Source organism: Pseudomonas sp. PP3 (assembly GCF_905336995.1).
Taxonomy (GTDB): domain Bacteria; phylum Pseudomonadota; class Gammaproteobacteria; order Pseudomonadales; family Pseudomonadaceae; genus Aquipseudomonas; species Aquipseudomonas reinekei.
On sequence record NZ_HG995459.1, the window covers coordinates 2,272,487 to 2,283,646 of the forward strand.

Below are 11,160 nucleotides of genomic sequence, written 5' to 3' on the forward strand. Positions count from 1 at the left end.
AGCTCGACGGTGTAATCAACTTGTTACAGTTGCGCCAATAGCCGCTCGATCTGCGCCAGCTCCCAGGTACTGAGCAAACTCACGGGGTCGGTGCCGAAGCGTTGTCCTGCATCGAATACCCGACCTTGCGCACTCTGGCAGCGGAGGCAGTGACGCAGGCGAACACCGTCGATATCCAGGCTCAAACGCCAGCCTTCGATGTCGACCAGCACCAGACCAGGTTCGGGCTGTTGATCGAGGCGCTGTAACGGACGCAGGCCCAGGGCGACATCACGCAATTGCTGGTAAACCTCGCGGGCAGTCAAGGGCGGCACAGGTGTCTCCGGTGAGAGGGGCGGGCACAGGATAATCGATCACCCTGTTCACAGGTGAGCGTGGTGAGATGAGGGGGCAATTTTTCACCGGGTTCATGTCAGCGGTTCTCCAACAACCCCTAGACAGGACGAGAGCCCTAGGCACGACGCGATGGCTCATGGTTTGGGAGCTCCGCCGCTGGGGGAGCCGAACTTGAACGGGTCGGCACCACGGTTCTTGAGGTTTTTCGCTATGCGCGCCGCGTCCGGCGGGCGGATCATTTGTACCGTCAGGCTGCCATCTGCACCGGCGTAAACCACCGCACTGGTTCCACCGTCCAGATAGCTGGCGATGGTGGCCAGGTTGATCTCCACCGGCGCGCTACTCACCCCTGTGTTGCCCAGGCGCCGCCCGATGTTGTATCCCTCGTCGACATTGCCCAACTCGATGCCATGGCCGTCGGTATTCAGCCCGTGCAAGGCAAGGGTCAGGGCGATTTCAGCCTCTTGATTGTCGGTGGTGTCGTAGAACACGCGCACCGGCTTATGCCCTTCGGGCAGAGTATCCAGCGCCTGTAACCAGCCGGCTTGCAGCGCCTTGGCCTGCAACGCCGGTTTGAGTCGCTTGCCGTTTTCGTCCTGCATCGAGACCTTGATCGGACGGTGCAGGTAACCCAGTACCGGCGCGGCGTCGAACTCTTTGACTTGGTGCTGGGCCCAGCGGATGGGTAGCCATGGCGAAGGTTCGAACTCCCCGGGGCCACGGTTGCTGATGGTTTGCCAGAGGGTGGGGAGTTGGGATTGCCAGTAGGCGGTGGACATGGTGCCGGGGGCTAAGGGGTCTTGGGCGCCTTTGGCTCGCTCCGACTCTTCGTACACATCTAGAAACTCGCGGGATTGCTTCCAGTAAAACGCCCAAAACTTTCCCAAATCAGTGCCTTTGTTCTGGTTGTCCTCACGTTCGTGGGTGGCATAACGACGAATGTACCGATCCACCCGATCCGAGCGGGTAACCAGCAGCCCGGCCATACTTTCGTAGACGGTGGGGACGACGTGGCCGTTCTGCAATCCTGGGGTTCCTATAACCCGCAATCCGTCTCGCGTGACGTCGCCATCCTCGCTCACGATCAAGGCCTGGGGCACTTCGGGGTTGTCATCGAAGAACTGGAACAATCGCTCGATCATACCCTGGGCATGGGTTGTGTTTTCTGCGTCTTGCCACAAAAACAACGTGACTCCGAGCGTGGCGGCGTTGCGACCGTTGTGAATGTTACTCGCGGCCCCTGTATCTGACGGCTGCTTGGGCGGCGCGATGGAAAACACCGGGATTGGCCAGTACGCCACTGACTCGCCTGCCGAATGTTTGAAGGCAACACGAATGTTGATATTCCTGGTGATTTCCCGAGAGCTCAGAGAAGAATCGTAATCCTTGGGGTCTCGCGAATAGATTGAAGTGAAGTTGTTGTTCGTTTTTTTTATTTCTCTCCATATCGATGATTGATGCCAATCATCAACAGCCAGCCCCACCCCGCGGATTTCCAAGGCATAAGTCCGCACTTGCGTGGCCTGCCGCTCGGCGATTTTCGCCTTGAAGTCGGCTTTGTAGGCGGCAAGTTCCGCCCGTTCACTGGCCACGGCTTTACCCCACCAGTGAACGGTAAAGACCAGCAATATCGGGCCCACAATCGCGGCGATCCCCCAGCGCATCACCTGATTCATGTCACGCAATTCCATATTGAGTTCCTGTGCCTTGATTTGGACAAGCCAGACGAAGCCGATCCAAAAGATCAGCAGTACGCCCGCGATCCAGAGATAGGGCTTAAGAGTTGGTAAGGTTCGGGGGCGGTGTTGAGCATCGCTCATAAGGCACCTCCTTTTTTATCGACGCCGGCAAGCAGAGAAGGTGGCGTTAGCGAGACCAAATCCGAGGACGGAAATACGCCGAACTGGTAATACATATAACTGGACTTCACTAGCGCCTTCGTCTCAGCACTGAGTCGCGACCAGCCAGGCAAGTGCCTGACTCGCTCGAATTGTTTTTCATCCATCTTCCAATCCGCAATCGCCTCCAACACCTCACGCATCCGCGGGTCATCAAGGCAATGCGCCTGGCCAATGGCAATGTCCATCGCCGTCACCCAGCGCTGGTTTTCCGGACTGCGCAGGATCGCCGAGTGATAGGAATTGGCACCCCATTCACGTTGGTCTTGCTCCATGCGCGCCCGGGCTTCTCGAGGGGTTTCCTCGCGCTCGTGGAAAGAACTGGTGCGAGTGCGGGCCGCGCCTTTGCGGACGGCGCGGGTGTGGTCCTCCGGGTCTTTAGACAACCCGTTAAAACGCGCCAGCGCTTCCTGCTGCGTGGTGTTGGGCGCGTCATATTCGGCGGGCATCCTGATCCACAAAAAAGTCGCGGCGTCTTTGCCCAGGGCGATGCTTTTGGCAACTTCATCGGGTTTGTCCAGGCCGGCAGTGGTCGGGCTGCCCTGGATGGCTTCGCCGCCAAACATCTGCGGCGCATGGGGCGGGGTCAGGGCCTCGGCATTGATCAGGCGTTCCTGCCCCTTGGCGATCGGCGCTTGCGAAGCCACGCCGATGAGCATGGACGCGCCCGGGTAGCGGTGCTCGCCCGGGGCGCGGATGAACTCGGGTTGCGGCGACTTGCCCACGAGCACCGGCTCGCCGTCACGCTGGCGCTTGGTCCACAGCCGTTGGTAAAAGCCCATTGATTGCAGCGCCATCATCGCCGGTCGCCCATCGGGCGTGGCATCGGGCACACCGTAGGTGCCGATGCCTTGCACATCATCCAGCGCCACGGTGGTGTCATCCGGGCAAAAATACACATACACCTTGCCGCGATTGTCGCGCTCGGGAAACACCGTGTGGTTGCCGATTTTATCGGGCCGCGAGCCTTGTGTAGGTGACCAGCGCGGGCCGCTGCGACCGCCATAGGTCTTGATATCCCGGAGCGCGGATAGTGGAGGCTGCGCATGGGGCGTTTGCGTGACCGCGCTGACAATACCGATCAGTGTGGCGAGGGTGTCATGGTCCTTGGGGGTGACCTTGGGCAGCACGCTGTAAGGCGAGTCCACGAGAATCAGGGTATCGGCGCAACGCTGGTCCTTGTCCATCAACAGGGCCTGCGCCAACAGGGCGATCAAGGTGCCCTGGCTATGCCCCATGATGCTGATGGTTTCATCGGGTGATACCCGGCGAATCTCACGGACCAGCATCGCCAGCCGGTGCGCGGCGAACACAAAGTAATGCCGCAGCGGTGCATTGGCGAACAGCAGGAAATTGTTCGGGCTCAAACGCTCCACGGCGCCGGTTTTCACGTTGGCCTTGAAGCCCTCGCCGTACATCTCTTGCAGGTTATTGGTGGCGTTGACGAAAAATCCGCCAGCCTTGGCAAAGTGGCGATCCAGGCGATTGCCGTGGATATCCTGAAACTGGTTGCGCATCCGGAACGGATCACCGGCGTCATCACGCTTGACGTGGTCCGGCGCGGCCCGATAGCCCCAGTAGAAGGGGATCATCAGGCTGCGGATTTTGGGATCGTCGGTGTCGCGCTGATACAGATACGTGTCAGGGTCGTCGAGTATTTGCTCTTCTTTGTCTTTCCATGTTTCCCGAGCCGTTTGCCGGGCCTTCTGGTATTTGGCCCCATACCGCCCCGCCTTCAGATCCGGTCGATCCAGCCGTTCGTTCACCCCCTGACACAATCCGGTTTCCACTGATTCGTAGGACGCCCCAGGGTCATTCACGCCGTGCAGGAAAATCACCACCCCCGGCAGGTCAGCGGGTACTTCCATTTTGCGCACGGTGTTGCAATTGGGCATCAACCGGGTCGTGAGTTGCGCCACGCAGTACATGTCTTCGTGGCTCATTGGCTTCCACCTTTCGGGCCTTTGCCACGCATTACCGTCCTTTGCGTCAGATGCATCCTTTCTCTCTCCATCAGTCCGCTTGAATATTTCTCTCCTTGCACGGTGCTGCCACCCTCCAGATCGATTTGTTACGTCCGAGATGATGATGGTTGACTGAGCCTTATTGGCTGGACGTTAGCGGGCGCAAATTCACCGGCACAATCATGGCGATGTGGTGGCTCTGTATGGTTTTTTAGCGGATGAGAGGCGGGAGAGTGCTTAGATGCTGGGGCGGAGTTGGAAAACAGATTTAATGTTCAAAATGTAAATCAGAACAGTCCTAGGAACCGTCTTACACACAACGAGTGTTGATTGAGGTGCGCCGTGTTCTGCTCGCAAGATTGATACAGGCGGGAACGGCGGGATTACCCCGCAGGGGCGTGGAGCGGGATAAAAAAAGCCGCCTCGAAAGGCGGCAGAAAAAAGCACGCGGTGTATGGCCAGAGTATGGCCTGCACAAGATTACAGAACGATGACGGCTGGATGTCCGCCCGGATATCCAGCGAGCCAGGCGGCAAGCGTGCCTCAGTAAAGCTGGGGCACGATGATTTCCGGCGGCGTCGGGTTGCGCGAATAATCTTCCTGACGCACCCGTTGCGGCAGCTCGATTGTCGGCACTTCCACTTCCTCATAAGGCATTTGCCCGAGCAGGTGATGGATGCAGTTCAGGCGAGCCTTTTTCTTGTCGTCGGCCTGCACCACCCACCATGGCGCTTCGGCGATGTGGGTGCGTTCGAGCATGATTTCCTTGGCCTTGGTGTACGCCTCCCAGCGGCGCCGGGATTCCAGGTCCATGGGGCTGAGTTTCCACTGCTTGAGCGGGTCGTGAATGCGGCTGAGAAAGCGCAGGTGCTGTTCCTGATCGGAAATCGAGAACCAGTACTTGATCAACTGGATGCCCGAGCGCGCGAGCATCCGCTCAAATTCCGGCACGGTACGGAAGAACTCTTCATATTGATCGGCGTTGCAAAATCCCATGACCTGTTCGACACCGGCGCGGTTGTACCAGCTGCGGTCGAACAGCACGATTTCACCCGCCGCCGGCAGGTGCGAAACATAGCGCTGGAAATACCACTGTGTACGTTCGCGGTCATTAGGCGCGGGCAGGGCGGCCACGCGACACACCCGAGGGTTGAGGCGCTGGGTGATGCGCTTGATCACGCCGCCTTTGCCCGCCGCATCGCGGCCTTCGAACAGAATCACCACCTTGTGCCCGGTCTTGACCACCCAACTCTGCAGTTTCACCAGTTCGCCTTGCAGGCGGAAAAGCTCGCTGAAGTAGCGGCGTCGTTGTTCTTTTTCGCGGCTGTCGCCGACGTGATCGGCAAACAGTGCGTTGAGGTCGTGGTCGTCCTCGAGCAGCTCCAGTTCCAGTTCTTCGTCGCTGTGATCGAGCAGTTCGCGGTGGATGCGTTGCATCAGGTTGTCATTGCTTGACAGCATGGTCAGAACTCCCGACGACGTTGGAAGGCGCCATGCTAGCCCCGGGTATGTGACGAGCTGGTGACGCAAAGAAGGCAGCGAAATTAATCCCGCTGTCATCGGCGTGTCACTGAAGCCATGGCACCATCCGCGCAAACCGCCGTGGGCGGTGATCACAAGACCCGCCCACGGGCTGCTCAATTTGCCGGGAACCCCACCATGAAAAGCGACACCTCGCTATTTGCGGCCATTGACCTGGGCTCCAACGCGTTTCGCCTGATGATCGGCCAGCCGGTCAAGCGTAGCCGGCAGATTATCGTTCAGGAAGTCAAAACCCTGCGTGAACCGGTGCGTTTATCGGAGGGCTCGCAAGGCGGGGCGCTGGACGAACTGGCACTGGATCGGGGCTGGCAGGCCCTGGCACGGTTCGGCAAGAAGCTGCGGGGTTTCGAAGCGGGTCGAGTGCGTGCGGTGGCCACCAGCGCAGTACGCGAAGCCGACAATGCGCAACTGTTCCTCGCCAGCGCCGAGCGGCACCTGGGGTTTCGTATCGACGTCATTTCCGGGCATGAAGAAGCCCAACTGGTGTACGCCGGCGTGGCCCATACGATTCCCGATCCGGCGCGCATGCGTCTGGTCCTGGACATTGGCGGCGGCTCCACCGAATTGATCCTCGGCAAGGGCGCACACCCCCTCGTCACCGAAAGCATTGCCATCGGCAGCGGCACCTTCGGCGCCAGTTACTTTCCGGGTGGCCTTATCTCTGCCAAGGCACTGCTCGAAGCCGAGCGGGTCGCCACCATGGAGTTTGAAAAAGTCGCCCGGCGCTACCGTGCGATGGGCTGGCAACAAGTGATTGGTTCCTCCGGCACGGCACGGATGCTGGCCAAAGTGCTTAAGGCAAACGGTCTGAACGACCACGGCCAAAGCGGCATCACCTATGGCGGCCTGCTGCGCCTGTCATTGCGCCTGCTGGAAGTCGGGCATGTCAAAAAGCTCAAACTGGCCGGCTTGCAAGCCCATCGCCTGAGCATCCTGCCCGGTGGTCTGGTGGTGATGCTGGCGGCGTTCAAAGTGTTCGGCGTCTTGCACATGACACCTTCCGAACCCGGCTTGAGAGTGGGCGTACTGCACGGGCTTATGTCCCAACACTAGGCCATGCCCCTAATCCAATGGCCGGCACCCGCCTCAAGCCTCGCTGATCTGGCTCACACTGGTGATCTGACCGTTCCAGACCATCTCGTAATGGCCTGTCTGGATGATCGATGTCACAGGTTTGGGCGTCATCAATGCCCAGCAAACACTGCCCGGCAGACGCACCGAGTGATAACGCAGCCCGGGGCAACGCGCCTTCCTGATAGCCCGGCCCAGCACTTGCGAATGGCTGTAGTCGTCCGGCGCATACACCGGATCGTTCGTCGGCAGGCGGGTGGCGTCTTTCATTCCCGCATCGACAAAACCACAGGTCAGCCCGCGAAACACAAAGCGCTCATAGTTCAGGTCAGGCACCTTCGACCAATACAGGCTCTGGTGATGCTTCACCTCGGCCAGCGCGGTGTCCATCGAATCCGCCAAATACAACACTCCAAAGCTGCCATCGCTGAACCGCGAGCCCGCCGGGTTGACATGGGTAAACGGCGCCGTCGCATAAGAACAGCCAGGAATGCCGAACGGTATTTCACGCCGTGGAATCAACTCCAGCTGACCCACTTCATTCTTCAGCCGCGGATTGGTCAGCGCCTGAATCTCGAACAGCAGCTCAAACTCATCCGCGTCCGCCACATCCTCAAACAAGGCAATCGGCGGAAACTTCGAATTGACCAGCCGATATGCCTGCAACGGCTTGCCGGCAAACACCGCCAGCTCGGCCACCTTCACCATTGCGCGCCCCGCAGCACATCAATGCGCCGGAAGGTTTCGTACAGGGAAATCATGTCGCCCTGGGCCATGATCTCCAGCGGGCTGCGGCCATTGAAAAACTCGTTGTCATTGGCCATCGACGGGAAGCCGTAGACGTTATCGGGGTTGTCGAACACCAGGCGCAGCGTGGCGTGAATGTTCAGCACAAAACTGATGCGCTGCATCTGATCCGCATCCAGCGCCACCGCCCAGTCCGGGTCACGCTGCCGCGCGCGGGTGTAGGTGCTGCGGGAAATACGCAGGATGCGACAAGCCTGTTCGCTGCTGGCCTGCCACTTTTCCAGAATGCTCACGGCGGCGCGCAGCCCGGTGACGCACTGGCTTTTACTGAACGATTGCACTTGCGCGACGACGGCCATGCTATTACCTGTCTTTGAATCCATAGACTCAAAGGTAGGCATGTTGAGTCTATAGATCAAGTAAGGTGCGACAAGCGGGTAGCGTCACTCCGGCAACCCGGCCAGCCTCAGTCCATTGGCGAAACTCGCGAAATCCTCGGGGCGCTTGATCGGCAGCCAGTCCTTGAGGTTGCCCAGGCGCATGGCAGGATCCAGCTCCCGCAGGCGCTGCATGGCCAACTGCGCTTTATCCATTCGACCGTCGTGGGCAAGGCTGGCAGCCAACAGCGCCACCCCGACCAGCAGGCTGGGCAAATTACCCAGTGCCTTTTCCGCCCATTGGGCAGCGACATCGAAGTGCCCGGCGAAGAAGTTTGCCAGGGCCATGCCGACTTGCATCCGGAACATTTCCGGGTCCAGCGGACTCAAGCGCACGGCATGGCTCAAGTCCTTGATGGCAGCCTCTGTTTCACCGTGCAGTGCGCGCAGGGTGCCGCCGAGGTACCAGGCGGGGGCCAGATTGGGGCTGAGCAAGCGGGCCCTGTCGAGCAGTGCGATACTGCTGTCCACTTCGCCGGCGAGATGGCCCAGTGCATGGCCGCCACGGGTCAAGGCAACCGCATCATCGCGCCCCAGGGACACCGCCAGACGCGCCAGACGAATGCCCTCGGCAATCTCGGCAGGCCGATCGATCATCCAGCCATTGAGCTTGCGCCAGAAGTGGCACCAGGCGGCCATGCCATAGGCCGAGGCAAATTCCGGATCGAGTTCGATGGCCTTGTAGAACATCGGCAGCGCCTGCTCGACGGCTTCCCGGCTGCCGCTGTGCAGTTTTGCCATGGCACGCAGGTAATAATCGTAGGCGCCCAGGCTTTCCGTGGGCTTGCGTTTGGCGCGTTCGATTTCGGCCTGTTCCAATTGCGGCGCGATGGCGCCGACGACACTTTCGGTGATGCGATCCTGCAGCTCGAAGATATCGTCGAGCAGGCCTTCGAAACGCTCCGCCCAGATATGCGCTCCGCTGGTTGCATCGATCAGCTGCCCGGTGATGCGCACCTTGTTTGCGCACTTGCGCACGCTGCCTTCCAGCACATAACGAACCCCCAGCTCCTGGCCGACACCCTGGGCGTCCACCGCCCGGCCTTTATAGGTGAAGCTGGAATTGCGGGCGATCACGAACAGCCAGCGGATACGCGACAGGGCGGCGATGATGTCCTCCACCACGCCGTCAGCGAAGTATTCCTGCTCCGGATCGCCGCTCAGGTTGTGGAAGGGCAGGACCGTAATCGAGGGTTTGTCCGGCAGTGCGAGGACCGAAGGGCGCGCGGTCGGGCGGACGTCAACCTCCGGTTGTTGCCCACTATCGTCGACCCTGACTAGCCCGACGAAACGGTAACCCTTGCGGGCGACCGTGCGCACCAGGCGTTGTTCCTCGCCGGTATCGCCAATGGCCTTGCGCACCGCATTGATGTGACTGGTGATTGTCGATTCCGAGACGATCCGGCCGCTCCACACCCCTTCAAGCAGCTCATCCTTGCTGACCACCCGGTCGGGGTTGCTGACGAACAGCAGCAACAGATCGAAGACCTGCGGGCCGACGGCCACGACGTCCCCGCGCAAGGTCAGTTCGCGGCGATCCTGATTGAGCACGAAATCATCAAAGGCGAACTGCAAAGTGAGCATCCCCTGGTGCTGCGCCCTCAACTCCGTGTCCCAGGCGATTGTCGATGTGTACGCTGATGATAAGGCAGCTCGAAACCCGCTGCACCGCCTCTGCGAACAGGCGGCTGGACGAACGATAGCTGCTTTGGACGTAATTCCAAGGGTTCGCCAAGGAAAACCCAAGACCGGCGCAAGGACTCGGCCAGCGTGCGCAGGCACTCTTGCTCTACGCCGACGCAATGGTTGCTGTCGACACATGGAGAAAACCCATGAAGATCGTCGTCATCGGAGGCTCCGGCCTCATCGGATCGAAACTTGTGAACATCCTCCGGGAACGCGGGCACGACGCGCTCGCCGCCAGCCCGAGCACCGGGGTGAACAGCATCACCCGCGAAGGCCTCGCCGAAGCGATGGATGGCGCTGATGTCGTGGTCGATGTGGCCAATGCGCCGTCGTGGGAGGACCAGGCCGTTCTCGATTTTTTCGAAACCTCGAGCCGCAATTTGCTGGCCGCCGAAGCGGCTGCCGGGGTTGGCCATCACGTTGCGCTGTCGATTGTCGGGACTGATCGGCTGCCCGAAAACGGTTACTTCCGGGCCAAAGTCGCGCAAGAAAAACTGATCAAGGCGTCCGATGTGCCTTACACGCTGCTGCGTGCCACGCAATTCTTCGAGTTTGTCGGCGGCATTGCCCAGTCGTTCGCCGTCGGTGACGCGATTCACGCTTCGCCGGCGCTGATTCAACCCATCGCGTCCGACGATGTCGTGGCGGCGCTGGCCGATGTCGTGCTGGCGGCACCGGTCAATGGCACGGTCGAGGTCGCAGGCCCCGAAGCCCTGCCGATCGATGAACTGGTGCGGCGCTTCCTGCAGGCAACCGGGGACAACCGCAAGGTCGTCCCGGACGTGAACGCGCGCTATTTCGGCTCCGTGCTCGACGACCAGTCGCTGACCGCCGGCAAGCACGCACGCCTGGGCGCGATCGGCTTCGACGACTGGCTCGCGCAGTCCTCGTCCCGCTAACCCTTCGCGCCACCCTGTCTACACCCACCAAGGAGCAAACGTCATGGTCACTCGTATGCTGTTAGCCGCTGTCTTTGCAACGCTTTCGATCAGCGCCGCTTGGGCCGCTGAACCGCCCCCCGGCAAGGTCACCGTCGTGTTCGACCGCCCCATCCCCAACATCCCTGGCAAGAGCATGAAAGGCGTGGTCGTCGAATATGGGCCGGGCGCCGCGTCGCCGTCCCACACCCATCCGCAATCGGCGTTCATCTATGCAACGGTCCTGGAAGGCTCGTTTCGCATCCAGGTCAAAGGTGAACCTGAAAAGATCTACCACGTCGGCGAAAACTTCGTAGAGGAACCGGGCTCCGTGCACTTGGTCAGCGCCAACGCCAGTGACACCGAACCTGCAAAGCTGTTGGCGGTGTTCGTCGTCGACACCGGTAACACGCCTCTGGTGACACCACTCAAAAAGTGAGCCGAATTCATCAGGGCACTGCAGGCGGGTGGCGGGCAACTGCCGCCCTTTCGCTCCTTTGCAGACCAGGTGCGCATGGCGCTGGCGTTGGGAGTTGGGCATAGTCATTGGGTAGCGTCTGAC

The 11,160-nt window shown here is 60.3% G+C and carries 10 protein-coding genes; 3 read left to right on the forward strand and 7 right to left on the reverse strand.

Translation table 11 applies throughout. The annotated features are described in order from the left end of the window. Window positions 1–23 precede the first annotated feature (23 nt). The 4 genes from KHO07_RS10445 to ppk2 all read right to left on the reverse strand — a co-directional run bounded on the left by KHO07_RS10445 (window position 24) and on the right by ppk2 (window position 5,659). Window positions 24–314, reverse strand: a complete 291-nt coding sequence (locus KHO07_RS10445; RefSeq protein WP_212627130.1) for a hypothetical protein — start codon at window positions 312–314, stop codon at window positions 24–26. Window positions 315–470: 156 nt separating this feature from the next. Further along, complete coding sequence (locus KHO07_RS10450) at window positions 471–2,156, reverse strand: DUF2875 family protein (RefSeq protein ID WP_212627131.1); 1,686 nt, start codon at window positions 2,154–2,156, stop codon at window positions 471–473. Next, window positions 2,153–4,177: a DUF3274 domain-containing protein gene (locus tag KHO07_RS10455; protein ID WP_212627132.1), complete on the reverse strand. Its 2,025-nt coding sequence runs from the start codon at window positions 4,175–4,177 to the stop codon at window positions 2,153–2,155. Before KHO07_RS10455 ends, KHO07_RS10450 begins: the two co-directional genes overlap by 4 nt. A 564-nt stretch (window positions 4,178–4,741) precedes the next feature. Then, the gene (gene ppk2, locus KHO07_RS10460) at window positions 4,742–5,659 is read right to left on the reverse strand and encodes a polyphosphate kinase 2 (RefSeq protein ID WP_150735126.1); all 918 of its coding nucleotides are present in this window, start codon (window positions 5,657–5,659) and stop codon (window positions 4,742–4,744) included. 198 nt (window positions 5,660–5,857) lie between these two features. On the opposite strand from ppk2, the gene KHO07_RS10465 reads away from it, so the two are divergent. Then, window positions 5,858–6,793: a Ppx/GppA family phosphatase gene (locus KHO07_RS10465; protein WP_212627133.1), complete on the forward strand. Its 936-nt coding sequence runs from the start codon at window positions 5,858–5,860 to the stop codon at window positions 6,791–6,793. A gap of 33 nt (window positions 6,794–6,826) precedes the next feature. On the opposite strand, the gene KHO07_RS10470 is transcribed toward KHO07_RS10465, so the two are convergent. The 3 genes from KHO07_RS10470 to KHO07_RS10480 form a co-directional block, all read right to left on the reverse strand. Further along, a complete protein-coding gene (locus KHO07_RS10470) occupies window positions 6,827–7,519 on the reverse strand; it encodes an RES family NAD+ phosphorylase (protein WP_212627134.1) in 693 nt (230 codons plus the stop codon). After that, window positions 7,513–7,917, reverse strand: a complete 405-nt coding sequence (locus tag KHO07_RS10475) for an antitoxin Xre-like helix-turn-helix domain-containing protein (protein WP_150735123.1) — start codon at window positions 7,915–7,917, stop codon at window positions 7,513–7,515. The genes KHO07_RS10470 and KHO07_RS10475 overlap by 7 nt, the downstream gene beginning before the upstream one ends. Window positions 7,918–8,001: 84 nt before the next feature. Next, entirely contained in the window at window positions 8,002–9,579 is a 1,578-nt protein-coding gene (locus tag KHO07_RS10480; protein WP_244858278.1) for a winged helix-turn-helix domain-containing protein, read from the reverse strand. Window positions 9,580–9,827: 248 nt separating this feature from the next. Between KHO07_RS10480 and KHO07_RS10485 the strand changes: the two genes are divergently transcribed. Both KHO07_RS10485 and KHO07_RS10490 read left to right on the forward strand, forming a co-directional pair. Next, window positions 9,828–10,580, forward strand: coding sequence for an SDR family oxidoreductase (locus tag KHO07_RS10485; RefSeq protein WP_212627135.1), 753 nt, complete (start codon window positions 9,828–9,830; stop codon window positions 10,578–10,580). A 43-nt stretch (window positions 10,581–10,623) separates the two neighbouring features. Further along, entirely contained in the window at window positions 10,624–11,037 is a 414-nt protein-coding gene (locus KHO07_RS10490; protein WP_212627136.1) for a cupin domain-containing protein, read from the forward strand. Window positions 11,038–11,160: the final 123 nt, after the last annotated feature.

Coding starts and splice junctions, on each gene's coding strand:
- KHO07_RS10450 (WP_212627131.1), bottom strand. CDS start 2,156: ATGAGCGATGCTCAACACCGCCCCCGAACCTTACCAACTCTTAAGCCC.
- KHO07_RS10455 (WP_212627132.1), bottom strand. CDS start 4,177: ATGAGCCACGAAGACATGTACTGCGTGGCGCAACTCACGACCCGGTTG.
- ppk2 (WP_150735126.1), bottom strand. CDS start 5,659: ATGCTGTCAAGCAATGACAACCTGATGCAACGCATCCACCGCGAACTG.
- KHO07_RS10465 (WP_212627133.1), top strand. CDS start 5,858: ATGAAAAGCGACACCTCGCTATTTGCGGCCATTGACCTGGGCTCCAAC.
- KHO07_RS10470 (WP_212627134.1), bottom strand. CDS start 7,519: ATGGTGAAGGTGGCCGAGCTGGCGGTGTTTGCCGGCAAGCCGTTGCAG.
- KHO07_RS10475 (WP_150735123.1), bottom strand. CDS start 7,917: ATGGCCGTCGTCGCGCAAGTGCAATCGTTCAGTAAAAGCCAGTGCGTC.
- KHO07_RS10480 (WP_244858278.1), bottom strand. CDS start 9,579: ATGCTCACTTTGCAGTTCGCCTTTGATGATTTCGTGCTCAATCAGGAT.
- KHO07_RS10485 (WP_212627135.1), top strand. CDS start 9,828: ATGAAGATCGTCGTCATCGGAGGCTCCGGCCTCATCGGATCGAAACTT.
- KHO07_RS10490 (WP_212627136.1), top strand. CDS start 10,624: ATGGTCACTCGTATGCTGTTAGCCGCTGTCTTTGCAACGCTTTCGATC.